This window comes from Chelatococcus reniformis (assembly GCF_014640075.1).
In the GTDB taxonomy this organism is placed as follows: Bacteria; Pseudomonadota; Alphaproteobacteria; order Rhizobiales; family Beijerinckiaceae; genus Camelimonas; species Camelimonas reniformis.
Map to the genome: position 1 here is coordinate 34,861 of NZ_BMGG01000014.1, position 24,848 is coordinate 59,708.

Here is a 24,848-nt window from a genome sequence, read left to right on the forward strand (position 1 = left end):
TTCCGTTAGCTCTTCGCAATGTCCACGGTCGTGAAGCTCGACTTGTCGGCCTTCGGCCGCTCCGGCCCAAGCGTCTCGCCCGTCACGAGATAGTTGATCGTCTCAGCGATATTGGTCGTATGATCGCCGATCCGCTCGATATTCTTGGCGCTGAACAGGAGATGGGTGCAGAAGCCGATGTTGCGCGGATCTTCCATCATGTAGGTCAGGAGCTCGCGGAACAGCGAGGTGTAGAGCGCGTCGATGTCACCGTCCCGGTTCCAGACCGCGAGAGCGACGTCGGCGTCGTGCTGGGTGTAGCCGTCGAGCACATCCTTGAGCTGCTCCTGCACCAGATCGCTCATGTGCTGCACGCCGACGACGATCTTCGGAGGCTGGAACTGATTGCCGATGGCCACCGTCCGCTTGGCGATGTTCTTGGCAAGGTCGCCGATGCGCTCGATGTCGCCGGCGACGCGGATAGCGGAGACGATCTCCCGCAGGTCGACCGCCATCGGCTGGCGCCGGGCAATGGTGAGGATCGCCCGCTCCTCGACCTCACGCTGCAAATTATCGAGCCGGATGTCCGCCGCGATGATCGTCTGGGCAAGGTCCGGGTCGCGGCGCACCAGCGCCCGCGTCGCATCCTCGACCATCTTCTCGGCGAAGCCGCCCATCTCCACCACGGTGCTCCGCAGCGACGACAGCTCGGTATCGAAGGCGGAGACGGTATGTTCGGTCATCGCGCTCTGCTCCCAGTTCGTCGGGGCATGCCGCCGAGCCGCGCGACGCGGCTCGCCATGGCTTGCATGCCCACAGTATCGTAATGCGCGCCCCCGCCTCGACCGGAGCCGAGGGCACCGCAAGTCAGCCGAAGCGTCCGGTGATGTAATCCTGCGTGCGCGAGTCGGTCGGCGACGTGAAGATCTTCGATGTCGGGCCGAACTCGACGAGATCGCCGAGATACATGAAGGCGGTATTCTCCGACACGCGTGCCGCCTGCTGCATGTTGTGCGTGACGATGGCGATCGTGTAGTCGCTCTTGAGCTCGTCGATCAGCTCCTCGATCTTGGCCGTCGAGATCGGATCCAGCGCCGAGCAGGGCTCGTCGAGCAGGATGACCTCGGGCCGGATCGCCACGGTGCGGGCAATGCACAGGCGCTGCTGCTGGCCGCCGGAGAGGCTGAGGCCGCTCGCGTTCAGCTTGTTCTTCACCTCGTCCCAGATCGCCGCCCGCCGCAGCGAGGATTCAATGCGGTCGTCGAGCTCGCTCTTCGGCACCTTCTCGTAGAGGCGGATGCCGAAGGCGATGTTGTCGTAGATGCTCATCGGGAACGGTGTCGGCTTCTGGAACACCATGCCGACCCGCGAACGCAGGATGTTCACGTCCTGCTTGGGCGCCAGGATGTTGTTCCCGTCGAGCAGCACCTCGCCCTCGGCGCGCTGGCCCGGATAGAGATCGTACATCCGGTTCAGGACGCGCAGCAGGGTGGACTTGCCGCACCCGGACGGGCCGATGAAGGCGGTGACCTTGCGATCGTAGAGCGGCAGGTCGATGCCCTTCAGGGCGAGGCTATCGCCGTAGTAGAAGCGCAGGTTGCGGACCGTGATCTTCTCCTTGAGGCCCTGGGTGGAGGAGACCGGCCTGGCGGCTGCGATTTCGGCGGCGGAAACGGATTCGCTCATTTCTGTGTCCTCGCGGCGACGACCCGCGCCAAGATGGAAAGAGTCAGCACGGCCAGGGTGATGATCAGCGCGCCGGTCCACGCCAGCTTCTGCCAGTCCGCGTAGGGCGACAGGGCGAACTGGAAGATCACGACCGGCAGGCTCGCCATCGGCCCGTTCAGGTTGGTGCTGGCGAACTGGTTGTTGAGGGCGGTGAACAGCAGCGGCGCCGTTTCACCGGAGACGCGGGCGATGGCCAGCAGCACGCCGGTGATCATGCCGGCACGGGCCGCCCGGTAGGCGATCCGGCGGATGACGAAATGGCGCGGCATGCCGAGCGCCGACGCCGCCTCGCGCAACGGGTTGGGAACCAGGAGCAGCATGTCTTCCGTAGTGCGCACGACCACCGGGATCACGATGACCGCCAGCGCCACCGATCCGGCGATCGCCGAGAAATGGCCCATCTGGATCACCATGACCTCGTAGATGAAGAGGCCAACGACGATGGAAGGCGCGCTGAGCAGGATGTCGTTGATGAAGCGGACGACCGTGGACAGCCGGCTGTGCCGACCGTATTCGGCCATGTAGGTGCCGGCGAGGATACCGATCGGCGTGCCGATCACGACGCCGAGGCCGGTCATGATCAGGCTGCCGACGATGGCATTCAGCAGACCCCCGGCCGATCCGGGAGGCGGCGTGTTCTCGGTGAACACCGCGGTGCTGAGGCCGCTGAAGCCCTCCCACAACAGGGTTCCCAGGATGATCACGAGCCACGTCAGGCCAAAGACCGCGGCCGCCATGCAGAGGCCCATCATGACCCCGTTGGAGCGCTTGCGCCCCGCAAACGATACACGCGCGGTCATGCTCTCACTTCCCCTGCTGCTTTTCGAGACGCAGCAGCATGAGCCGCGCGAATGCGAGGACGACGAAGGTGATGACGAAGAGCAGCAGGCCCAGCGCGATCAGCGACGAGGTGTAGAGGTCGCCCACCGCTTCGGTGAATTCGTTGGCGATCGTGGCGGAGATCGTGGTGCCCGGCTGCAGGATCGATGCGGAAATCTTGTGAGCGTTGCCGATGACGAAGGTCACCGCCATGGTCTCGCCGAGGGCGCGGCCCAGGCCCAGCATGACGCCGCCGATCACGCCGACGCGGGTGTAGGGGATGACGACGTTGCGGACCACCTCCCACGTGGTGCAGCCGACGCCGTAGGCGGCCTCCTTCAGCACCGGAGGCACGGTCTCGAACACGTCGCGGGAGATCGAGGTGATGAACGGCAGTACCATGATCGCCAGGATGAGCCCGGCGGTGAGCACCCCGATGCCGTAGGGCGGGCCGGCGAAGACCGACGACAGGATGGGGATGTTGCCGAAGACCGAGATCAGGAACGGCTGCAACGTCTGCTGCAGGAACGGCGCGAAAACGAAGAGGCCCCAGATGCCGTAGATGATCGACGGAATGCCCGCGAGCAGCTCGACGGCGATGCCGATCGGCCGGCGCAGCACCGGCGGGCAAAGCTCGGTGAGGAAGATGGCGATGCCGAGGCCCACGGGGACGGCGATCAGCATGGCAATGAGCGAGGTCACCAGCGTGCCGTAGATCGGCGCCAATGCGCCGAACTTCTCGGTCACCGGGTTCCACGACTGCGACGTGACGAAGCCGAAGCCGAACGTTTGCAGCGCGGGCAGCGCGCCCGCGATCAGGGCGACGATGACACCGCCCAGGAGCACCAGCACCAGAAGGGCGGCGCCGCGGGTCAGGTTGAAGAAGGCGAGATCGCCCAGTCGAAAGCCCCGCAGCACCGACGCGCGGTCGACGGCCTTTGCCGCCGGCTCGGCCGTACTTGGGTTCAGCGCTACATCAGCCATCGGTGATCGTTCCTGGACATCGGACATGCGGTTCCCGCATTCACTCGAGAGACCCAATGGGGCGAGTGCCACGCACGCGATCGAAGTGAATGGTGCGGCAAGGCGCTGGCGCCTTGCCGCATTCTACGGACGGACGATCAGTTGGAGGCCGACGGCATCACCGGCTTGCCGTTGGCGTCAACCACCTGCACCCATTCCTTCTTGACCAGGCCCACCACCTTCTCGGGCATGGGGATGTAGTCGAGATCGTCGGCGAGGGTCGCACCCCGGGCATAGGCCCAGTTGAAGAACTTGAGGGCCTCGGCGGCGGAGGCCGGATCCTGCGGCTTCTTGTGCATCAGGATGAAGGTGGCGGCCGTGATCGGCCAGGAGTCGGCACCCGGCTCGTCGGTCAGGATCACGCCGAAGCCCGGAACGGAACTCCAGTCGGCATTGGCCGCGGCAGCCTGGAACGTCTTGGTCTCCGGGCCGACGACCTTGCCGTCCTTGTTCTTCATCTTGGCATGGGTGAGCTTGTTCTGCTTGGCGTAGGCATATTCGACGTAACCGATCGAGCCCTTGGTCTGCGCGACGTTGGCGGCGACGCCCTCGTTGCCCTTGGCGCCGAGGCCGACCGGCCACTCGACGGCGGTAGCGGAGCCGACCTTCGACTTCCAGTCCGGGCTCACCTTGCTCAGGTAGTCGGTGAAGTTGAAGGTGGTGCCCGAGCCGTCCGAGCGGCGGACGACGGCGATCGCGGTGGACGGCAGGGTCACGCCGGCGTTGAGCGCCTTGATGGCGGCGTCATCCCAGGTCTTGATGTCACCGAGGAAGATCTTGGCCAGGGTCGGACCATCCAGCACGAGCTGGCCGGGCTGAACGCCCTCAAGGTTCAGGACCGGCACGATGCCGCCCATTACCATCGGGAACTGGATCAGACCGTCCTTCTCGAGCTCCTCGCCCTTCAGCGGGGCGTCGCTGGCGCCAAAGGTCACGGTGCGGGCTTTGATCTGCTTGATGCCGCCGCCGGAACCGATCGACTGGTAGTTCAGACTGACGCCCGCGTCCTTCCTGTAGGCCTCGGCCCACTTCGCATAAACGGGATAGGGGAAGCTCGCGCCGGCGCCCGAGATTTCGGCGGCGAAGGACAGTGTCGCAAAGCCGACGGCAGCGATGCTGGCCGCAGCGATGAGCGATTGAAACTTCACGGGGGTCTCTCCTTAAGGGTTGCAGAAAGGCCTTCAGGCGGCGCCGACCGGCACCGCCAGTTGCTCGCGCACAATGAAGCCCCTTAGCGCGGCCTACGTATGACACCCAGATGACAGTCGAATGACACCGCGGGTCCTTTGCCCGCCAACGACCGGCGCGATCATCCGCGCATGCGGCCCGCAGCCTTCTGGTCGCCAAAGAGAGGCAGAACGACGCGAAACAGCGCCCCCTGTCCGAGCTCGCTCTCGATCTGCAAGCGCCCGCGGTGATGGTTGACGATATGCTTGACGATGGCAAGCCCCAGGCCCGTACCGCCCTTGTCCCGGCTGGCAGCAACGTCGACGCGGTAGAATCGCTCGGTCAGCCGCGGCACATGCTCGGGCCCGATGCCGGGGCCGAAATCCCGGACCGAGATGGAGATCTCATTGTCGTTCGCTGCCGCCCCTTCCGCGGGCGTCGACACGGTGATGACGACCCGCTTGCCCGACTGGCCGTACTTGACCGCGTTCTCGATCAGGTTCTCGAACACCCGCAGCAGTTCGTCACGGTCGCCGGGGACGATCACCGGCGTCGAGGGCGCCACCAGCTCGAGCGCCACGCCGCGGTCGCCGGCCAGCGGTGTGAGGGTGTCGATGATGTGCTTGACCAGGCCCAGCACGTCCACGGGAGTCGCCGGCTGCACGTGAGCACGCATCTCGATCCGCGACAGGGACAGCAGGTCGTCGATCAGGCGCGACATGCGCTGGGCCTGCTCGCGCATGATGCCGAGGAAGCGCTCGCGGGCGACCGCGTCGTTGCGCGCCGGCCCCTGCAAGGTCTCGATGAAGCCCATCACCGACGCGAGCGGCGTGCGCAACTCGTGGCTGGCATTGGCGACGAAATCGACGCGCATGTGCTCCAGACGCCGAGCGGCCGTCTCATCCCGGAAGAACAGCAGCGCGCCCTTGTCATCGCCCGCGGTCAGGGCGGTGATGGAGACCGCGTACACGCGCTCGGCCCCTCCCCGATGGGTGAACTCGACCGTCCGCGCCTCGCCCGACTTGAGCACGTCGTCGAGCCCCTCCAGCACCGCCGGGGCGCGCAGCGTGAACGACAACGGCTGGGCGATGCGCAAGGTCGGAAATGCGCCATAGGCCGCCGGCGTCGCACCGACGACCACGCTGCGGCGGTCGACGAGCAGCGCCGGATCGGGAACCGCCCCCAGCAGCGCCGCCACGCCGGCATCCGCCCTGTCGCCCGAGCGGCTGGCGGACGGCACCCCGATCGGCATGCGGTCCCTGAAGAGCAGCAGGGTCAGGAGGATCGCGGTGCCGCTCGCCGCCATCAACCAAGGGCTGAGGCCGTGCTCCGCCAGAGCGAACAGGGCGAAGACGACCGAGGTCGTCGCCGTCGCGCAGACGGCGGCCTCGCGGCCGCGCAGGCCCCGCGTCTGGGTCGTATCGGCAGGCATGCGTTGCTCAGGCGGCGCCAAGGTCACGGCCTCCCAGCCGGCGGTAAAGCATTCCCTGACGGCATCCTAATCGCGAGATGCTACCGATTTACGGAGGTGCCGCCCACGCCCTCGCGCGCAGACGCTTTCTGACCTCATGGGCGCCCAGCAGCAACAGCGCCACGACGAACGGCATCAAATAATAGTAGAGGCGAAATAGCAGCAGCGCCCCCAGCACCCGCTCTCCGGGCAAGCCGGACAGGGCAACGAGGATGGTGGCCTCGAAGACCCCCAGCCCGCCCGGCGCGTGGCTGGCGATGCCGAGCATGCAGGCGCAGACATAGATGGCCAGGAAGGTTTCGTAGCTCAGGCCATGTCCGGCCGGCAGCAGCACGTACAGCACGCCGGCACCGGCGCAGACGTCGCCGGCGCCGAGGATCATCTGGCCGATGGTCAGACGGAATCCCGGCAGCTCCAGGCGCCAGCCCTGGATCGTCGCGGCCCTATGCTTGATCGACACCCAGACGAGATAGCCGGCGACAACGGCGAAGACCACGAGGCCCGCGATCTGGTTCATCGCGATGCGCGTGTGTGCGAGCAAGGCAATGGCGCCCGCCTCCCGCACCAAGCTCCAGGCCAGGACCACGCCCATGCCCAGCCAGAAGGTGATGCCCGCGATCACGGTCAGCGTCGCCACCTGCGAGGCGCGCAGGCCCTTGGCCGAATAGATCCAGTAGCGCACCGTGCCGGCCGTCACGAGCGGGAAGCCGAGGGTGAAGCTGACGGCGTAGCTTGTGAACGAGGCGAGTGCCGTCGTGCGATAAGGAACGCGCAGGCGCATCTGTCGGAGCGCCAGGAAGTCGTAGCCGGTGAGCAGCACATAGCTGGTGCAGGTGAGCAACAGGGCGATGCAAGTCTGTCGGCCGGTGACGCCCGAGAAGGCCGCCCGCACGTCGGCGGCGTCGAGCTGGCTTACGGTACGCCAGAGGACGTATAGCGCGGCCGCGAACAGCACGGCGCTGGCGAAGCCGCCCAAAATCGAGAACCGTCGCCGGCGCGCGTGATGGACCACGTCGTCCGCGGCCCGGCCGGACGCCTGCGCCGCATCGGCGTCCGCCGCAACGGTGACCAGCGCCGCGCCCGATGCATCCGGCTCTTTGACCTCACTTCGCATCAAACGCCTTCAGCACGCCTTCATCATTGCAGCGACGCCAGCGGTGCCGCCCGTCTTGCCCGATGCGCCGGTTACGTGCATCGAGGCGGAACCCGGCTCGCATAGCCCGTCCGCTCCGACGACTCAAATCGGCATCGACGACCGGCACTGAGCAACAAGACATGGCCGAACCATATCAAGGCATCATCGCGATCACCGGCGGCACGGGTTTCGTGGGCACATATGCCACCGCCTATCTCGCGGCCAAGGGCTATGCGCCGCGTCTCATCACGCGCCGGGCCGGCGTCGCCGACCCCGCGGCATCGGTGACGATCGTGACGGCCGGCGATCTCGCCGCGCCCGGCACCGAGCTGGCGCCCGCGCTCGCCGGAGCAGATGCGGTCGTGCACCTGGCGGCGCGCGCCCACCGGGCCGTCGGCGAAGGCGCCGATGCGCTGGCTCTCTATCGCGCGGAAAACCGGGACCCGACGATCGCGCTGGCGCGCGCCGCGGCGACGGCGGGCGTGCGGCATTTCATCTTCGCCAGCACCGCCTATGTGCACGGGCATGGCGGCGACGGGCTCATCCACCCCGACATGCCGCTGGCGCCAAGCGGCGCCTACGCGGTGAGCAAGGCCGAAGCCGAGACGGCGCTGGCGGGCGTAGCCCGCGACACCGGTCTTGCGGTGACGATCATCCGGCCCACGATCGTCTACGGCCCGGATGCGAAGGCCAATATCCGTGCCCTGTCGCGGGCCGTTGCCCGCTCCCTGCCGCTGCCCTTCGCCGCGGTCAGCAACCGCAGATCCTTCCTCGGCATCGAGAACCTGGCCTCCTTCATCGACCACCGCCTGGCGCATCCGCCGGCCGCCGGCCGCTGCGAGGCGTTCCTGCTCGCCGATGCGGAGATCGTCTCGACGCCGCAGTTCATCCGCCTGCTCGCCGCCGCCCACGGCCGGCGGGCGCGCCTGCTGCCCGTCCCGGCGCGTGCCCTCGCCGCCGCGCTGTCGCTCGTCGGTCGCGCGGGCATGGCGCAAAGCCTGCTCGGCTCGTTCGCCGCCGACATCGGCCCGGCCCGGGCGCTCGGCTGGGCTCCGCCGGTGTCGCTCGCCCAGGGCCTCGTCGACATGGTGGGCGCGGACGGCGACGGCCGCCTGGGTCACGGCGCTTGAAATGCAGCCGGCAATGCCTAGATCTGGCCCGATGCCGCAGCAGCGGGTCACCCCTACGAAGTGCCTTCGAAAGGGCTTCGCCGATGAGCAGAGCTTCGCCGTTCTCACACCCGTTTTTGCTCGGTTTCGACGAGATCGAGCAAGCGCTCGATAGAGCAGCCAAAGCGGCGTCTGACGGCTATCCGCCCTACAATATCGAGCGCATCCCTCGCGAAGGGAACGAGCCGGAGCGGCTGCGCATTGTCCTTGCTCTGGCGGGCTTCACGCGGGAGCAGCTCGAGATCACGCTGGAGGAGAACCAGTTGGTGATTCGCGGTCGGCAAGTCGAAGACAAGACACGTCAGTTTCTGCACCGCGGCATCGCCGCGCGCCAGTTTCAGCGCTCCTTCCTGCTTGCCGACGGCATGGAGGTGCTCGGGGCCGACCTGTCGAACGGGCTGCTGTCCGTGGACTTGGCCAGGCCCGATGCCGAGCGCATCGTGCGGAAGATCGAGATTTCGGCGCGCAGCTGAAGCGGCCGAACAACCGCACCGCTCATCGGAGGGTGCGAGGAGGACGAGATGAACGACATCACCCACGCCGACGACGCCGAATTCGTGCTGACCGACGCCGATGAGAAGCTCGCCTACGTCCGGGCCATCCGCTCGGAAGACGTACAGCAGCTGTTTCCGCAGGCCCCTGCGCTCCAGCCCGGCATCGAGCTGTTTGCCCTGCTCACCGCCGACGGCACGCCCATCCTGCTGACCGATTCGCGCGCTTCGGCGCTGGCCAACGCATGGGCGCAGGACCTGACCACCGTCAGCGTCCACTGACGCCGGCGCAGGACCGATGGTTTTCAGAAGGCCGAGCGGCTGATGTCCGCTCGGCCTTTTCGCCGACGGACATCGGGGCCCGGATCGGCGAAACGGGAGGGTCTCCCCTCGGGTATTTCCCGATCAGATCGAAACACCTGATCGCTAGGAATGCTCCAAGTCTTTGAATTTGGATCGCTTCTCCCCGATCGGGTGATTCCACCCGTTCAAGAAATGCTCTAGGCGCGCGGATGCTCCGCCACCATCGCCTCGACGGCACCGACCAGGCGCTCGATGTCCTGCGGCCGCGACAGCCGATGGTCGCCATCCTTGACCAGGGTCAGACTGACCGAATCCCCCGGCAGATGCTCGACCACTTCCATGGCATGCGCCCACGGCACATCGGGATCCTGCATGCCCTGGAGAATGTGGACGGGGCAGCCCGTCGAGATCGGACGCCCGAGCATGAGGTGCTTGCGCCCATCGTCGATGAGCTTGCGCGAGATCGGATAGGGCTCGTCGGAATAGGCCGACGGACGATACCAGACGCCGGCGCCAGCGATCGCCCGCTTGCCCTCGTCCGGCATCGAGGCCCACATCCGCTCGGTGAAATCGACCGCCGGTGCGATCAGCACGAGCCCGCCGGGCGCCTGGGCGGGCCGCTCGCGCATCAGCGCCGCGGTGGCGAGCAGCGCGATCCACCCCCCCATCGACGAGCCGACCAGCACAGGCCGCTCACCGGCGAAAGCGCCGATGACGGCCAGCGCATCCTCGAGCCAGATGGACACGGTGCAATCCTCGAAGCGCCCCGGCGACTCGCCGTGCGCGCTGTAGTCCATGCGCAGAAACGGCCGGCCGGTGCGCGCGGCCCAGCGGTCGAGCTCTGTCGCCTTGGTGGCCCGCATGTCCGACCGGAACCCGCCGAGCCACACCACGGTGGGGCCCCGGCCCGGCCGGCGCAGCAGGGCGATCCGGCGGGCGGGCGCGCCCACCTCGATATAGTCGGGACTGGTATCGTTCACGCCCAAATATCCCCTGTGTGAGCAGCCGGTGCGGTTAGGCATTTGAAGTTCCTAAACGCGGATGCCATGAGAAGGAAGGCAGCACCGTCCGCAACCGCAGACCTCCGGGACCTTGATTCAGCAACTCACGATGGCGCATTTTCCGACCACAACCCACGCGCTTGCCGGCAGCACCATCCTGCAGATCGTGCCGGAGCTCGACGCCGGCGGCGCGGAGCGGACGGCAGTCGACATCGCGGCCGGGCTCGCCGCGGTGGGCGCCCGCGCCCTGATCGCGACCGAGGGCGGGCGGCTGGTGGGCGAACTGCAAGCCGAGGGCGGCATCTGGGTGCCGTTTCCGGCGCGGACCAAGAACCCGCTCGCCATGGCGCTGAATGTGCGCAAGCTGGCGCGAATCTGCCTGGACGAGGGGGTCAGCCTCATCCATGCCCGCTCGCGCGCCCCGGCCTGGGTGGCGCTGGCGGCGACGCGGGCACTCAACCTGCCGTTCGTCACCACCTACCACGGTGCCTATGCCGGCCGGTCGCCGATCAAGCTGCGCTACAATTCGGTGATGGCGCGGGGCGACGTGGTGATCGCCAACTCGCACTACACGGCCGGCCTGATCGGCGCGCTCTACCCGCAGGCACGCCCGCGCCTGCGGGTGATCTACCGCGGCACCGACCTGCGCGCCTTCTCGGCCCAGGCCGTGCCACCGGAGCGGGTGGAGCTGCTACGCCGGCACTGGGGGCTGGCACCGCACCAGCGGATCGTGCTCCTGGCCGCGCGATTGACGGCCTGGAAAGGGCAGCGCGTGCTGATCGATGCGGCGAAGAAGCTCGTGGACGGTGGCCTGCGCGATGTCGTGTTCGTGCTGGCCGGCGATCCCCAGGGGCGCGATTCCTACGTGAAGGAGCTTGATGCAGCGATCGCCGGCCATGGGCTGACCGGCATCGTGCGGCGCGTCGGGCACTGCACCGACATGCCGGCCGCGCTGCTCGCGGCGGCCGTCGTCACCGTGCCGTCGACGGAACCGGAGGCGTTCGGCCGCGTGGCGGTGGAGGCGCAGGCACTGGGGACGCCGGTGATCGTCAGCGACCTCGGGGCCGTACCGGAGACGGTGCAGTTTCCGCCGCGTGTGACATCCAGCGAGCGCACCGGCTGGTGCGTGCCACCCGGCGATGCGGAGGCGCTGGCGACGGCGATCGGCGGTGTGCTGGGAATGGGCGCGAGCGCCCAGGAGGCGATGACACGCCACGCCAGGGCCCATGTGGAGCACCATTTCTCGCTGGAGAGAATGGTCGCGGATACATTGGACACCTATATAGCCATCACGGCGCGCCGCTAACGCGCGCGAATTGATCGTCCGAGCCTTGTGCTCGGTTGACTTGGCGGGACTTTCTGCGAATGTCCCGAAGTTCAAGACCATGTGTGCGGGGCCGCTCCGGGCGGGAGCAGCGCGATGAGGCGTCCGCGCCGAAGCAGGAGATATGAGCCATTCGTCGACCGATGCGATCCATGCAGGCCCCGCAGAAGGACGGGCCCCGCGCGAACAGGGACATTCGGGGTGTCCGCGAAGTCCAGCTGATTGACGACAGCGGACAGAACCGGGGCGTCGTGCCGTTCTTCGACGCGCTGAGCGCGGCCGAAGAGGCTGGCCTCGACCTCGTCGAGATCGCCCCGAACTCGGTTCCGCCAGTCTGCAAGATTCTCGACCACGGCCGCTTCAAGTTCCTGGAGCAGAAGAAGGCCGCCGAGGCACGCAAGAAGCAGAAGACCGTCGAGGTCAAAGAGATCAAGCTTCGCCCGGGCATCGACGATCACGACTACGAGACCAAGATGAAGGCCGTGCATCGCTTCTTCGAAGAGGGTGACAAGGTCAAGATCACCTTGCGCTTTCGTGGCCGCGAGATGGCGCACCAGGATCTGGGTTACCGGCTGCTCGACAAGGTCAAGGGCGAGACCGCCGAAGTTGCCAAGGTGGAGAGTGAGCCACAGCTCGAAGGTCGCCAGATGATCATGATCCTGGCACCGAGATAATATGCTCGCGGAGCTCCTTCCGTTCGCTCTGCTGGTCCTCGCCGTATTGGTTTGGCCCTGGAAGATCGCAGCCGGGGTCATTTGGATGATCGCCTCGCTGCGCAAGGTGAGGTACCAGGAGGCAACCGCGGGGCGCCTCGCTCGCACGTCCATGGGCCCGTTTTCAGTGATGGTGCTGCCCTGGACTGTCCTGGCGGCATTCCATCTGCGCAACTACAATGGATCTTGCTCCACGGCTGGCTTCAAGCGGGTTCGCGCGCGCGATTGCGATTTGTTCGAATACCTCAACACCAATGTCTTCCATCCACTACCCTGGATCGAATCTATCGTATTCTTGGCTATACTTCTCTACTTCCTAGCCAAATTAGTTAACTCTCATGGGTACACGACGGACGTGAGCTAGGCCCACGTGTCCGGTCAGGCTCCGACATCACGTGGACACTCCTCGCGTCCCACGCCCCTCGTACCTTGACTGCTGCTCGACGATCAGCGTTCGCCTGGCGGCGATCGCCGCGCGCAGGTCGGTCAAGGCCAGGCCGAAGGCGGCGATATCCTCCCCCCTGAGCTCACCGTCCGCCGCCTTCCGGAAGGCCAGACGCGCCCGTTCGCTCGCCGCCTGCTCGATCGCGGTGAGCTCGGCCAGGGTGGTCGCTGCCGGCACCTTCGCGGCGACATCCTGGATGTCGAAGAGCGCGGCGAGCGTGCGTCGCCGCCGGCGGCTGGCGAGGCTGCCCATGCTCAGCGCGACGGCCGAGGCGAGGCCGCTGGCGAGCGAGGCACCGAGATACAGATAGTCGCTGTAGCGCTCGACGAAGCTGGTGTCGTCGCCGTCGAGATAGGCCTTCACGCCGGCGTGGAGCACCAGGCTGTTGTCGTCATCGGGATCGGGAGGAGCGATATTGGCGGCCGTCGAATGGCTCGCCGCCAGGCTCGACTTCATGGCCAGCAGCTGGCGCACGAGGGCCGCGACGGTGCTCTCGTCGAGCGCGTCGGTGGCGAAGAGCCTGACGCCGTAGCCGATCGTGCTCACGTCGGCGGGCGGCTGCAAAGGCCGCCCACTGAACGCGCCCTCGGCAATCTTGGTGGAGGCGAGGCCGTCATGCACGGCTGCGACGGCATCGGCGTCGTCGACGCCGACGAAGACCACGCGGTCATGCAGGACGGTGTCGACGGCATGGACGGTCTTGGTCAGGGCGCGCGCGCCGGGAACGCCCATGAGGATCGCCGCATCGATGCGGCCGTCCTTGAACGCTGCGGGCACGTCGGCGAGCGCCAGGTCGACGCGCGTCACCTGCCGCCCGGACAGGCCGTAATACGACAAGAGCGTCGTGAACACGTCGCCGGTGCCTGGAACGTCGGTGGAGATGCCGATGCGCCGGCCGGCGAATTCGGTCGTCTTGGTGATGCCGGAGGCCTTCGCGGCGATGATCACGGCCGCATCGTTGCGCAGGATCAGCACCACGCGGGCACTCGCCGGCACGGCTGCATCGGAGCGGGCGATGGCGAGATCGACTTTGCCGCCATCGAGGGCGGCGAGCGGCTGGCTCGGGTCGTCCTGGACGACAAGCTCGAGGCGCAGTGGTGACCGCCGCGTCTTGAGCTGCGCGGCCGCGGCCTGAAAGATGGCGCGGTCGATCGCGTCGTCGGCAAGAAGGGCCACGGTCAGCCTGGTGGGCAGCCGCAGCACATAGGCCGCCGCGGCGAGGACGGCCACCACCGCAAGGCCCGCGCCGACCGCCGCGAGCGCCATCCGCCAATGCCTCATCGCGCGCCTCCGAGCTCTGCTCGCTTACCTAGTGCATTTCGCAATTGAATGAGATCACCCAATGCACAGAGATGCTCCAGGTCTTCGAAGCGGCGGGGCCGGACAAGGCCGCCACGCCTGCGTGGGCTTGTCGCCCAGGGCCGTTTCTGCCATAAGCGCGGCTTCGTTCGAACCGCCCGGCTTAAAGGGCTGCCGTGGCCGTTCGTCTCGCTCATGAAAATCATGGGTTCGGGAGCGGTTTTGCCGCTCCCTCTCGTATTGAGGAGAGCCAAATGCCCAAACTCAAGACCAAGTCAGGCGCCAAGAAGCGCTTCAAGATCACTGGAACAGGGAAGGTGCTGGCGGCCCAGGCCGGCAAGCGCCACGGCATGATCAAGCGGACCAACAAGCAGATCCGCAATCAGCGCGGCACGGGTGTGCTGTTCGACGGCGACGCGAAGAACGTCAAGAAGTTCTTCCTGCCCAACGGTTGATCGTCCCAGTTCCCCGACATTCCAGGAGATAGACTATGGCCCGCGTCAAGCGCGGCGTGACCAGCCACGCCAAGCACAAGAAAGTCCTGAAGGCCGCCAAAGGCTTCTACGGCCGCCGCAAGAACACGATCCGCACGGCCAAGGCCGCCGTCGATCGCTCGATGCAATACGCCTACCGCGATCGCAAGAACCGCAAGCGCACCTTCCGGGCGCTGTGGATCCAGCGTCTCAATGCTGCGGTGCGCGAGCACGGGCTGACCTATAGCCGATTTATCGACGGCATCGCCAAGGCGGGCATCGAGATCGACCGCAAGGTGCTCTCGGATCTCGCCATTCGCGAGCCGGCGGCCTTCAAGGCCGTCGTCGATCAGGCCAAGGCCGCCCTGCCTGCCCCAGCGGCCTGACACGCCTGACCGCGTCCCGATCGGATGGGATCGTCCGATCGGCGACGAGCGTCCCCTCTTCAGCCAATCCGGGCATGCCGTCCGGCGGAGGCACCATCCGGCCGGATGGTGCCTCAGGGCGTCGGAGGGGGCCGCGGGGTGCACCCGGGCGGCGGCATGAGGCCGTTGCCTTCCGGCGCGCATATCCGCACCGGCAAAGCCTTCCAGCCGCGCCGCGTTCATGCGGCAGCCGGCGCTCGCGATGTCAACCGGAGCCGTCGAGGCACCCATGAGCGATATGTCCGTCCTTGAAGCCGGTCTCCTCGCCGAGATCGAGGGCGCGCCAGACGAGGCGGCAATCGAGAGCGTCCGTGTGGCGGCTCTCGGCAAGAAGGGCAGCGTTTCCGAGCTGCTGAAGACCCTCGGCGCCATGACGCCGGACGAGCGCAAGGCTCAGGGGCCGCTCATCAACGGCCTGCGCGACCGGGTGCAGGCGGCGCTCGGGAAGCGCAAGGATGCGCTGGCCGCGGCCGCGCTCAGCGCGCGGCTCGCCTCCGAGCGTCTCGATGTGACGTTGCCGGTGCAGGAGGCGCCGCAGACGCGCGGGCGCATCCATCCGATCAGCCAGGTGGTCGACGAACTCACCACCATCTTCGCCGACATGGGCTTCTCGGTCGCCGAAGGGCCGGACATCGAGACCGACTTCTATAACTTCACGGCGCTCAACTTCCCCATCGGCCATCCGGCGCGGGAGATGCACGACACCTTCTTCCTCCCGGCCGATGCGGCCGGCGAGCGCAAGGTGCTGCGCACCCACACCTCGCCGGTGCAGATCCGCACCATGCTGAGCGCGCCGCCGCCGATCCGCGTGATCTGCCCGGGACGGACCTACCGCACCGATTCCGACCAGACGCACACGCCCATGTTCCATCAGGTCGAAGGCCTGGTGATCGACAAGGGCTCGCACCTCGGCCACCTGAAATGGGTGCTGGAGGAGTTCTGCAAGGCCTTCTTCGAGGTCGACAGCGTCAAGATGCGCTTCCGGCCTTCGTTCTTCCCGTTCACCGAGCCGTCGGCCGAGGTCGATATCCAATGCTCGCGCAAGGGCGGCGAAATCCGCTTCGGCGAAGGCGACGACTGGCTGGAGATCCTGGGCTGCGGCATGGTGCACCCGAACGTGCTGCGCAACTGCGGCCTGGACCCCGACGAGTACCAGGGCTTCGCCTGGGGCATGGGCATCGACCGCATCGCCATGCTCAAGTACGGGATGCCGGACCTGCGACCGTTCTTCGACGCCGACGTGCGCTGGCTGGAGCACTACGGCTTCCGCCCCCTCGATCTGCCGACGCTCGCCGGCGGGCTGACGTCGTGATCATGGCAGAGACACGATGAAATTCACCCTTTCCTGGCTCAGGGACCACCTCGATACCTCCGCGTCGGTCGAGACCATTGCGGACACGCTGACGCGCATCGGCCTCGAGGTCGAGGGCATCCGGGACCCCGCCGCCGAGCTGGCCGCGTACCGCGTCGCACGGGTGATCTCGGCCGAGCAGCACCCCAACGCCGACCGGCTGCGCGTCTGCATGGTCGACGACGGGTCCGGCACACCGATCCAGGTGGTGTGCGGCGCGCCCAATGCGCGGGCCGGCATGACATCCGTGTTCGCCCCTCCGGGCACCTATATCCCCGCCAAGGACCTGACCCTGGCGGTGGGCACCATCCGCGGCGTGGAGAGCCGCGGCATGCTGTGCTCGGCCTTCGAGCTCGGCCTTTCGGACGACCATGACGGCATCATCGACCTGCCTGCCGATGCGCCCGTCGGCCAGCCCTACGCCGCCTGGGCCGGACTCGACGATCCGGTGATCGAGATCGCCGTGACGCCCAACCGCGCGGACGCGCTCGGCGTCTTCGGCATCGCGCGCGACCTCGCCGCGGCGGGCCTCGGCACGCTCAAGACGGCGGCGATAAAGCCCGTGCCCGGCCAGGCGCCCTGCCCCGTCGGCGTGACGCTTCCCGAGGGCGACGACCGCCGCCTGTGCCCCGCCTTCGCGCTGCGCCTCGTGCGCGGGGTACGCAACGGGCCCTCGCCCCAATGGCTGCAGCGCCGCCTTGCCGACATCGGTCTGCGGCCGATCAATGCGCTGGTCGACATCACGAACTATCTGACATTCGACCATGCCCGGCCGCTGCACGTGTTCGATGCGGCCAAGGTGGCCGGCAACCTCACCGTCCGCCGCGCGCGCGACGGCGAGGAACTGCTCGCCCTGGACGGCCGCACCTACCGGCTCGACCCGGGCGTGGTGGTCATCGCCGACGACGACGGCGTGGAATCGCTCGCCGGCGTGATGGGCGGCGAGCATTCCGGCGTCTCCGAGGCGACGACCGATGTGCTGATCGAAGCGGCGCTCTGGGATCCGCTCAACATCGCCCAGACAGGGCGGCGGCTGGGGATCTCGACCGACGCACGCTATCGCTTCGAGCGGGGCGTCGACCCGGCGATGACCCTGCCCGGGCTCGAGCTCGCCACCCGGCTCGTCCTCGACCTCTGCGGCGGCACGCCGAGCGACGTCGTGTTGGCCGGCGAGGTCACCCCCCCGCGGCGCGAGATCGCCTTCCCCTGGAGCGAGGTGGAGCGGCTCACGTCGCTCTCCGTACCGCAGGCCGACATGGAGGGCATCCTTGCCTCGCTGGGCTTTGCCGTGAACGGAAGCAGCGACGGCGCCACCGTCGTGCCGCCCAGCTGGCGCGCCGACGTGGAAGGCAAAGCCGACCTCGTCGAGGAGATCGTCCGCATCGCCGGCATCGACCGGGTGCCGTCGACGCCGCTCCCGCGGCTGAACGAGGGCGTGCCCAAGCCGGTGCTGACACTGCTGCAACGGCGCACGCGCGCCGCCAAGCGGCTGCTGGCCGCCCGCGGCCTGGTGGAGGCCGTCACCTACTCCTTCATTCCGGAGGACGAGGCCAAACTCTTCGGTGGTGGCACGGCCACTTTGAAACTCGTCAATCCGATCGCCGCCGACATGTCCGATATGCGGCCGAGCCTGCTGCCCGGGCTGCTGAAGGCGGCTCAGCGCAATGCCGACCGCGGCTATGCCGACACGGCGCTGTTCGAGGTCGGGCAGATCTTCGCGTCAGACGAGCCGGGTGGGCAGAGCATCAGCGCCACGGCGGTGCGACGCGGCACGGCCCGCCCGGCCGGCACCGGCCGGCATTGGGAGGGCGGCGGTGAACCGGTGTCGATCTTCGATGCCAAGGCGGACGCGTTCGCGCTACTGACCGCCCTCGGCGTGTCTACGGCCGGCGTGCAGATCGTGCCGGGCGGTCCGGCCTGGTACCACCCCGGCCGCTCGGCCAGGCTGCAGTTCGGGCCCAAGACCGTCATCGGGGCCTTCGGCGAGTTGCACCCCTCGACGCTCAAGGCGCTCGGCGCCAAGGGGCCGATCGTCGCGTGCGAGATCGTGCTGGACCTGCTGCCAGCGCCCAAGGCGAGGCCAACCAAGGTCAAAGCCAAGCTTGTCTTGTCCGATCTCCAGCCGGTCACCCGCGACTTCGCCTTCGTCGTCGACAGCACGGTCGCAGCCGGCGATATCCTACGGGCAGTGGCCGGCACGGACCGAGCGCTGGTGGCGGACACCACCGTCTTCGACGTCTACGAGGGTCCCCATGTCGGCGACGGCAGGAAGTCGATTGCCGTGAGCGTCCGCCTGCAGCCGACCGAACGCACCCTGACCGACGCCGACATCGAAGCCGTCTCGACCAGGATCGTCGAGGCCGTGGCAAAGCGGACCGGCGCCACGTTGCGGACATAAGATTGGCGCTTCTCTTTGCGCTATAGGCCGGGCGCCCGATGTGCCGGCGAGCCATCGGCGGGCGTTCGAAGGAGACCTCGCACCGTGAAGGCCGCTCTCGTCCTTGCTCTCCTGGTCGTACCCGCCGCGGCGTGGGCGCAGGCGCCGCTGCGGACGATCGACGATTGCGAGCGCTTCGAGGAGCCTCTCGCCTACAATGCGTGCCTGGCCAAGTTCGGCCCCGAGCGGGGCGCCGGCCCGCAGACGACGTCGGAGGTGTCGGACGACAAGGATGACGGTCGCGGCAGGGAACGCAAGAGTGCCGCGCTCGGCAGCGGCGGCGGCCAGGAAGCGAAGGCAAGGCCGTGGCGGACGTCGCGGAGCCGCAACGGCCGCGTGTCCGCGAGCTTCGATGTCTCGCCCTACTTCTCCGGCAAGTCGTCGCGGCGGCACTACGGCAAGCGCTCCTATGGACGCCGCCATTAGAGCATTTCGAGCGGAGTGGACGCGGGTTCGCGTGAATAAAATGAGACAAAACAAATAGATAGTGCATTTCCGCGATTCGGAGAAACGCAGAATTGCTCAAGTGGGCTCTGCGATTGGATAGAACCACCCGATTGCAGAGAAGCGCTTCGGATTCAAAAACCTGGCGCATCTCCATCCGGTCGGATGGGCCTCTCAGCCCGCAGCGTTCGACACGGCGGCAATCCCGGACAGGGGATTGTCCGGGTCCCAGGCGTAGCGCAGCGTCTCGAACCGCATCGAACGGGCGTCCACCATCAGCAGCCGGCCGACCAGACCCTCGCCGAAGCCCACGACCTCCCGCACCACCTCGATCGCCATCAGCGATCCCATCAGGCCGGCCAGCGCGCCGAGCACCCCGGCTTCGGCGCAGGTGGGGATGGCACCGGCCGGCGGGGGCGCCGGAAACAGGCAGCGGTAGCTGGGATTGGGCTCGCCTTCGGCATTGCGCTCATGGGCGCGGATCGTGGTGAGCGTGCCGTCGAACATGCCGAGCGCCGCGGTGACCAGCGGCTTCGCCTCGTGGTAGCAGGCGTCAGACACGGCGTAGCGCGTGGCGAAATTGTCGGAGCCGTCGGCGACCACATCGAAGCTGCGGACCAACTGGCGGGCATTGGCCGAATCGAGTCGCGCCTGCATGGCGTCCACGTGCACGTGCGGATTGAGGCGGCGCACCGCCTCGACAGTCACCTCGACCTTGGAGCGACCTACGTCCTCGGTGGCGAACAACACCTGCCGCTGCAGGTTGGACAACGACACATGGTCGTCGTCGATGAGCCCGATATGTCCAACGCCGGCGGCGGCAAGGTATTGGACGAGGGGCGCTCCCAGGCCGCCGGCGCCCACCACGAGCACCCGTGCCTGCTTCAGGCGCGTCTGTCCCGGGCCGCCGATGTCGTGCAGCACGAGGTGGCGTGCATAGCGTTCGACCTCTTGGTCGTCGAGCATGGGTCCACCTTTCCGTCGCCGCGTCGGGCGAACGCGCAATTGTCGGTGCGCGACGACCGTGGTCGGCTGGCGATTCCGTGCCGGGTCGAGGTATGCAACCTTGCCAGCCGATCCGCCACCGTCCGAGAGCTTCCAGATAAGGTTCGTGGATGCATCACGCCAAGACTTCATCGCTCCACCGCGCACGCCGGCCCGGCGCCCCGCCCCGGGTCGCCCTCCGGCTATGGGCGGCCTGCGCGCTGGCGCTCGCGGCAGCCCTGCCGGGCTCAGCCCTCGCCCAGCAGCCCGGCCCGGCGCTGGTGCTGGACGAGAGCGATCCGATTGCGGCCGGGTTCGCGGCTTCGGCCCGTGCCGGAGCCGCGCGGTTCCAGAGCGAAGGGGGAGCCGCCGTTGACATCCAGATCGCCACGGCCGCGCAATCGGAGCAGGTGCTCCGACGCGCGGCGGATCAGGGCCGCTTTCCCATCATCGCGGTCGGCCGCAGTCAGGCCGGCGCCGTCGACAAGGTGGCCAAGACCTATCCCAACCTGCGCTTCACCATCGTCGACGGCATCGTCGGCCTGGCAAACGTGCGCTCCATCGTCTTTCGCCGCGAGGAGAGCGCCTATCTCGCCGGCTTCCTCAGCGCTCGCGTATCGGCCGCCGGGCGGATCGGCTTCATAGGAGGCGTCGACGACGCGGAGACCCGGCAGGTGCTGTGCGGCTTCGCGCAGGGCGCGCGCGCCGCCAAGCCCAACGTCGAGCTGTTCCAGAACATGATCGGCGCACCAGGCGAGGCCGCTGCCAACCGCTCGGCCGGCACCGACCTCACCCGCGGCCAACTGGATCGCGGGGCCGACGTGGTGATGGAAGCGGCGCGCCTCAACGGAGTTGGCGTCCTGCGGACGGTCGCGGATGCTGGGCGCCTGGCCGTCGCCTCGGACATCGACCAGAACGCCCTCTTTCCCAGCACGATGCTGGCGTCGGCGGTCAAGCGGGTCGACACGGCCGTGCTGGCGACGCTCATCGCCGGCCGCGACGGGACGTGGCAGCCGGGCATGGTCACGTTGGGACTCAAGGAAGACGGCGTCAGCCTCGCGCTCAACCCGGCGCTGCAGCCGCCGCTGGCCCCCGACATCACCCAGGCGCTCGACCAACGGCGCGCCGCGATTGCCGACGGCAGCCTCGTGGTGCACGATTTCGTTACCGACCAGAAGTGCCAGATGTAGCGCCCGGCGGACCTCTCCGCCCGGACTGGCCTTCAGGCCATCGCCTTCAGGTGAGTGATGCCGCCGCCGCCCGAAGCCTCGATGCGGCGAACCGCGTCGTCGAGCGGCTCGATCTCGACCATCATGTGAAAGCCGTTGGCGTGGATCAGCCGCTCGGCATCGAGCATCATGCCGACGTGCCCCTTCCAGAACACCAGGTCGCCACGCACCAGGCCTGCGCGTTCGCCGGTAGCCTCGAGCGGACGTCCCAGGGAGGCGGCCTGCAGATCGCTGTCGCGCGGGCACGTGCGGCCGGCACTGCTCAGGCAGAGCTGCACGAGCGCCGAGCAATCCAGGCCCGACGAGGTGCGGCCGCCCCATAGGTAAGGCGTGCCGCGCAGGTGCTCTGCCACCGCCGCATAGTCGCCGACGACGGCATCGAGCGGCCGCAGGTGAGCGGCAAAGACAAAGCCGCCCTCCGCGGACAGATAGGGACCGCCGGCCGCGGGTTCGGACACATGGATGCGGGCGGCGAGTGGCAGCGCCCCGAGGGGCGGCCTCTTCATGTCCGGCGCGGGGTAGACGAAGGTGCGGGGCGCCTGGACCGCATGCGTTGGCCACGCGGCGCGCGCCGTCAGGTCGTCAGCGGGCAGGTAGCCCACGTAGCCGTCGGTGAGGAGCTGACCCCAGGCCCAGCCCTCGTCGTCGATCTCGAACACGTCGACGTCCTCACCATGGAGCGCCTCGGTGTCCAGCGCCGCATCGCGGCGCGGGGCGCGGCGGACCGGTGCGCAATAGGAAGCGACGCGCATGGGGCGCGGCTCGACGAAGCGGTCGGCCTCGACGAGACCGCGCAGACGCGCCGCAGCGAGGTCCGGCCGCGCCGGCAGCAGGCGCCGCTCGATCGTACTCATCGCACTTCTTTCGCCTTGGCCACCACCATGTCCGCCAGATGCTCGACGGCCAGCGCTCCCTTGACCGTTCGTTGGACAATGACGTTGCGGCGGTCGACCTCGTCCCGGCGGCGGGACAGCAGCTGCAACTTGCCCATGGTGTCGAGGGCACGGGTGACGACCGGCTTGGTGACGCCGAGCTTGCTCGCCAGGCCCCTGACGGTGTGAGGCGGCGTATCGAGATAGATGGTGAGCAGGATCGTCATCTGCCGGGCGGACAGATCATAGTCCCCGCCCCGGACAAGGCTGAGCATGACGTCGTGCCAGAGGGTCAGCGCCTCGCGGGGCCTGAGTTCAATGCTCATACGACAATCGACAGCGACATTCGGGTATCGCCCTGGACAACCGGCAGTGGCATGCAGCCATTGTCGACGCGCAGGCGTGCGCCCGCAAGTGCAGGCGCGCAGCAGCCTGCGTTTTTGTTCCGGCAGCGGATGAATGGCCCCTCGAACGCTCCGCGATCGGGCAGCGTCACGAGAGGCGCTCCTGATGCGACGAGCTGGCGCACCTCTGTGCAAGTGAATGATCTCATCCAATTGCGAAATGCCCTGGCCGGCGCTCGGCGTCATCCGTGAGCGGGATAACGCTCGCGCAACAGCGCGTAGATAAGGCGAGCGCCCTGCGCCTCGCCGCCCTCCGGGCGACCCGGCCTGGCCGACGGCGACCAGCCGTAGATGTCGAGATGCGCGTAGGACCTCGCCCTGCTCACGAACCGGCTGAGGAAAAGCGCCGCGGTTATCGAGCCGGCGAACGGGCCGCTGGAGACGTGGTTCACGTCGGCGATCTTGCTGTCGAGCATTTTCTCGTAGGGCGGCCACAGCGGCATGCGCCAGACCGGATCGTTGATGCGTTCGCCGAGTCGCGCCAGGTCGGCCGCCAAGGCGTCGTCGCGGCTGTAGAGCGGCGGCAGTTCGGGGCCGAGCGCAGTCCGCGCCGCGCCGGTCAAGGTGGCGAAATCCACCAGCAGCTCCGGCGCCTCCTCGTCCGCCAGCGACAGCGCGTCGGCCAGGATGAGCCGCCCCTCCGCGTCCGTATTGCCGATCTCGACCGTCAGGCCCTTGTGGCTCGGCAGCACGTCGCCCGGCCGGAAGGCCGATCCGGAAATGGCGTTCTCGACGGCCGGAATGAGCACCCGCAGCCGCACGTGCAGCCCGGCGCTCATGATCATGTCGGCAGCGGCGAGCGCGGCGGCTGCGCCGCCCATGTCTTTCTTCATCAGCAGCATGGCCGCGCTCGGCTTGATGTCGAGGCCGCCGGTATCGAAGCTCACCCCCTTGCCGACCAGCGTGACCTTGGGCGCATCTGTCGGCCCCCAGGCCATGTCGATCAGCCGCGGGGCGGTCGCCGACGCGCGGCCGACCGCATGGATCATCGGGAACTTCGCCTCGAGCAGGCCGTCGCCGACGATGCACCCGAAGCTCGCGCCATGGCGCTCGGCCATGAGGCGGACGGTGCGCTCGAGGCCATCGGGGCCGAGGTCGTTAGCCGGCGTGTTGATCAGGTCGCGGGCCAGGACGACGGCATCCACCTGGCGCCCGACCTCGGCGATGTCGACGCCCGGCGGCGCCACGAGGCTGATCTCGCCGCGCTTGGCGGTCCGATAGCGGTCGAAGCTGTAGCCGCCGAGCACGAAGGCGAGCACCGCGAGCTCGATGGGCTCCGGGGCATTGGCGAAGGCGTAGGTGCCGGCCGGCAGCAGCCCCGCCAGCGCACCGGCAAGGAAGGGATCGGGGCGCCTGGCATCGGGCCTGTCCAGGCCGAAGAGCACCGCGCCCAGGCCGCCGTCGGCCGCCGGCAGCACCAGCGCCTTGCCCGGCTGAGGCTTGAAGCCCTGCGCCGCCGCAAACGCGCGCGCCAGCGCCGGCAGTCCGGCGGCGACGTCCGGCCAATTGGCCTCGTCGACAAAATGGATGGGGACGGCGGATTGGTTGCTATGGGCCAAGAGGGAGGGGAGCACGGGCGCAATCCTCAACGCACGGGGACGGACATGCCCGATACCATGCCGGCGCGGCAACCGCGATGCGTCTTGGAGCTGGGGCCTGCCTCGCGCCTCGGATCAAGCGCAACGCCGCTTGGGGCGATGGCGCCGCGGCCGGCTTAAGCCTGCGGCGCGGCAGGCGCCCGCGCTCAACCGCGGCGGGCGGCGGCGTATTCAGGCGTCCCGGGCTCGTTCAGCACGCCGGTGAGGCCGCTTCGCAGCGTGCCGAGGGCCGTCACGATGGCCACGGCAATCAAGGCGGCGATGAGCAACTGCTCGATCGCCGCGGCGCTGAAGCGCTGGCCATTCGGCGGGGTGGCGCGTCCTCCACGCATCATCGCCATGTCGCTCGCCTCTCCTCTCGGCTTCTTGTCGCCGTCGATGGAGTGACCTTGGGGCCGCCGCCGTTGCGCGTGCCTTAAGGAGTGAGCTTAACGAATGCTGTGCGTGGGATCGGCGCCCAAGATGGTTAACGCCGGCTGAACCGGCCGACGCCCGGCTCAGAGCGTCTGGTTGTAGGGTCCGACCTCGGGGTTTTCGCGGAGGATGGCGTCGAGGGCGTGGAAC

General features: G+C 68.0%; 27 protein-coding genes. 12 read left to right on the forward strand and 15 right to left on the reverse strand.

Annotated features, from left to right (window positions below):
• Positions 1-5 precede the first annotated feature (5 nt).
• From phoU to IEW34_RS29260, 7 genes are all read right to left on the reverse strand, one after another.
• Complete coding sequence (gene phoU / locus IEW34_RS29230) at positions 6-722, reverse strand: phosphate signaling complex protein PhoU (RefSeq protein WP_188612788.1); 717 nt, start codon at positions 720-722, stop codon at positions 6-8.
• Between the two features lie 124 nt (positions 723-846).
• The gene (gene pstB, locus IEW34_RS29235) at positions 847-1,665 is read right to left on the reverse strand and encodes a phosphate ABC transporter ATP-binding protein PstB (protein ID WP_188612789.1); all 819 of its coding nucleotides are present in this window, start codon (positions 1,663-1,665) and stop codon (positions 847-849) included.
• Positions 1,662-2,507: a phosphate ABC transporter permease PstA gene (pstA, locus tag IEW34_RS29240; RefSeq protein ID WP_188612790.1), complete on the reverse strand. Its 846-nt coding sequence runs from the start codon at positions 2,505-2,507 to the stop codon at positions 1,662-1,664. Before pstA ends, pstB begins: the two co-directional genes overlap by 4 nt.
• 4 nt (positions 2,508-2,511) lie before the next feature.
• Positions 2,512-3,510, reverse strand: a complete 999-nt coding sequence (gene pstC, locus IEW34_RS29245; RefSeq protein ID WP_188612791.1) for a phosphate ABC transporter permease subunit PstC — start codon at positions 3,508-3,510, stop codon at positions 2,512-2,514.
• A gap of 137 nt (positions 3,511-3,647) precedes the next feature.
• On the reverse strand, positions 3,648-4,697 hold the full coding sequence (gene pstS / locus IEW34_RS29250; protein WP_188612792.1) for a phosphate ABC transporter substrate-binding protein PstS: 1,050 nt from the start codon (positions 4,695-4,697) through the stop codon (positions 3,648-3,650).
• Positions 4,698-4,858: 161 nt separating this feature from the next.
• Positions 4,859-6,148 (reverse strand): ATP-binding protein, encoded by a 1,290-nt coding sequence (locus IEW34_RS29255; protein ID WP_244642298.1) that lies wholly within the window; start codon positions 6,146-6,148, stop codon positions 4,859-4,861.
• An 88-nt stretch (positions 6,149-6,236) separates the two neighbouring features.
• Positions 6,237-7,301 carry a lysylphosphatidylglycerol synthase domain-containing protein gene (locus IEW34_RS29260; RefSeq protein ID WP_188612793.1) on the reverse strand — a complete coding sequence of 355 codons (1,065 nt, stop codon included), beginning with the start codon at positions 7,299-7,301 and terminating at the stop codon, positions 6,237-6,239.
• A gap of 161 nt (positions 7,302-7,462) precedes the next feature.
• Between IEW34_RS29260 and IEW34_RS29265 the strand changes: the two genes are divergently transcribed.
• From IEW34_RS29265 to IEW34_RS29275, 3 genes are all read left to right on the forward strand, one after another.
• Positions 7,463-8,452, forward strand: a complete 990-nt coding sequence (locus tag IEW34_RS29265; RefSeq protein WP_188612794.1) for an NAD-dependent epimerase/dehydratase family protein — start codon at positions 7,463-7,465, stop codon at positions 8,450-8,452.
• Positions 8,453-8,535: 83 nt separating this feature from the next.
• A complete protein-coding gene (locus IEW34_RS29270) occupies positions 8,536-8,964 on the forward strand; it encodes an Hsp20 family protein (protein WP_188612795.1) in 429 nt (142 codons plus the stop codon).
• 48 nt (positions 8,965-9,012) lie between these two features.
• Positions 9,013-9,264: a BQ00720 family protein gene (locus tag IEW34_RS29275; RefSeq protein WP_188612796.1), complete on the forward strand. Its 252-nt coding sequence runs from the start codon at positions 9,013-9,015 to the stop codon at positions 9,262-9,264.
• A gap of 218 nt (positions 9,265-9,482) precedes the next feature.
• Here the strand turns inward: IEW34_RS29275 and IEW34_RS29280 are convergent, their stop codons facing one another.
• Positions 9,483-10,265, reverse strand: coding sequence for an alpha/beta hydrolase (locus IEW34_RS29280; protein WP_244642299.1), 783 nt, complete (start codon positions 10,263-10,265; stop codon positions 9,483-9,485).
• Positions 10,266-10,395: 130 nt separating this feature from the next.
• Between IEW34_RS29280 and IEW34_RS29285 the strand changes: the two genes are divergently transcribed.
• From IEW34_RS29285 to IEW34_RS29295, 3 genes are all read left to right on the forward strand, one after another.
• Positions 10,396-11,592 carry a glycosyltransferase family 4 protein gene (locus tag IEW34_RS29285; RefSeq protein WP_188612798.1) on the forward strand — a complete coding sequence of 399 codons (1,197 nt, stop codon included), beginning with the start codon at positions 10,396-10,398 and terminating at the stop codon, positions 11,590-11,592.
• A gap of 170 nt (positions 11,593-11,762) precedes the next feature.
• Positions 11,763-12,284, forward strand: coding sequence for a translation initiation factor IF-3 (gene infC / locus IEW34_RS29290; RefSeq protein WP_244642300.1), 522 nt, complete (start codon positions 11,763-11,765; stop codon positions 12,282-12,284).
• A 1-nt stretch (position 12,285) separates the two neighbouring features.
• Positions 12,286-12,687: a hypothetical protein gene (locus IEW34_RS29295; protein WP_188612800.1), complete on the forward strand. Its 402-nt coding sequence runs from the start codon at positions 12,286-12,288 to the stop codon at positions 12,685-12,687.
• Positions 12,688-12,714: 27 nt separating this feature from the next.
• Here IEW34_RS29295 and IEW34_RS29300 read toward each other — a convergent pair whose 3' ends face one another.
• Positions 12,715-14,049: a TAXI family TRAP transporter solute-binding subunit gene (locus IEW34_RS29300; protein ID WP_188612801.1), complete on the reverse strand. Its 1,335-nt coding sequence runs from the start codon at positions 14,047-14,049 to the stop codon at positions 12,715-12,717.
• A 272-nt stretch (positions 14,050-14,321) separates the two neighbouring features.
• Here IEW34_RS29300 and rpmI point away from each other — a divergent pair, with 272 nt between their 5' ends.
• From rpmI to IEW34_RS29325, 5 genes are all read left to right on the forward strand, one after another.
• Positions 14,322-14,522 (forward strand): 50S ribosomal protein L35, encoded by a 201-nt coding sequence (rpmI, locus tag IEW34_RS29305; protein WP_188612802.1) that lies wholly within the window; start codon positions 14,322-14,324, stop codon positions 14,520-14,522.
• A 35-nt stretch (positions 14,523-14,557) separates the two neighbouring features.
• A complete protein-coding gene (gene rplT / locus IEW34_RS29310) occupies positions 14,558-14,926 on the forward strand; it encodes a 50S ribosomal protein L20 (RefSeq protein ID WP_188612803.1) in 369 nt (122 codons plus the stop codon).
• A gap of 268 nt (positions 14,927-15,194) precedes the next feature.
• The gene (pheS, locus tag IEW34_RS29315) at positions 15,195-16,277 is read left to right on the forward strand and encodes a phenylalanine--tRNA ligase subunit alpha (protein ID WP_188612804.1); all 1,083 of its coding nucleotides are present in this window, start codon (positions 15,195-15,197) and stop codon (positions 16,275-16,277) included.
• A gap of 16 nt (positions 16,278-16,293) precedes the next feature.
• On the forward strand, positions 16,294-18,714 hold the full coding sequence (gene pheT, locus IEW34_RS29320; protein ID WP_188612805.1) for a phenylalanine--tRNA ligase subunit beta: 2,421 nt from the start codon (positions 16,294-16,296) through the stop codon (positions 18,712-18,714).
• 84 nt (positions 18,715-18,798) lie between these two features.
• Positions 18,799-19,179, forward strand: coding sequence for a hypothetical protein (locus IEW34_RS29325; RefSeq protein ID WP_188612806.1), 381 nt, complete (start codon positions 18,799-18,801; stop codon positions 19,177-19,179).
• Between the two features lie 192 nt (positions 19,180-19,371).
• On the opposite strand, the gene IEW34_RS29330 is transcribed toward IEW34_RS29325, so the two are convergent.
• Complete coding sequence (locus IEW34_RS29330; RefSeq protein WP_188612807.1) at positions 19,372-20,163, reverse strand: HesA/MoeB/ThiF family protein; 792 nt, start codon at positions 20,161-20,163, stop codon at positions 19,372-19,374.
• Between the two features lie 149 nt (positions 20,164-20,312).
• On the opposite strand from IEW34_RS29330, the gene IEW34_RS29335 reads away from it, so the two are divergent.
• A complete protein-coding gene (locus tag IEW34_RS29335) occupies positions 20,313-21,371 on the forward strand; it encodes a BMP family lipoprotein (protein ID WP_188612808.1) in 1,059 nt (352 codons plus the stop codon).
• 32 nt (positions 21,372-21,403) lie between these two features.
• Here the strand turns inward: IEW34_RS29335 and IEW34_RS29340 are convergent, their stop codons facing one another.
• The 5 genes from IEW34_RS29340 to IEW34_RS29360 all read right to left on the reverse strand — a co-directional run bounded on the left by IEW34_RS29340 (position 21,404) and on the right by IEW34_RS29360 (position 24,625).
• The gene (locus IEW34_RS29340; RefSeq protein WP_188612809.1) at positions 21,404-22,264 is read right to left on the reverse strand and encodes a C40 family peptidase; all 861 of its coding nucleotides are present in this window, start codon (positions 22,262-22,264) and stop codon (positions 21,404-21,406) included.
• Complete coding sequence (locus tag IEW34_RS29345) at positions 22,261-22,608, reverse strand: MarR family transcriptional regulator (protein WP_188612810.1); 348 nt, start codon at positions 22,606-22,608, stop codon at positions 22,261-22,263. Before IEW34_RS29345 ends, IEW34_RS29340 begins: the two co-directional genes overlap by 4 nt.
• Complete coding sequence (locus IEW34_RS29350) at positions 22,605-22,778, reverse strand: hypothetical protein (RefSeq protein ID WP_188612811.1); 174 nt, start codon at positions 22,776-22,778, stop codon at positions 22,605-22,607. Before IEW34_RS29350 ends, IEW34_RS29345 begins: the two co-directional genes overlap by 4 nt.
• Before the next feature lie 90 nt (positions 22,779-22,868).
• Positions 22,869-24,260, reverse strand: coding sequence for a leucyl aminopeptidase family protein (locus IEW34_RS29355; protein ID WP_188612812.1), 1,392 nt, complete (start codon positions 24,258-24,260; stop codon positions 22,869-22,871).
• 170 nt (positions 24,261-24,430) lie between these two features.
• A complete protein-coding gene (locus IEW34_RS29360) occupies positions 24,431-24,625 on the reverse strand; it encodes a Flp family type IVb pilin (RefSeq protein WP_244642301.1) in 195 nt (64 codons plus the stop codon).
• Between the last annotated feature and the right edge of the window lie 223 nt (positions 24,626-24,848).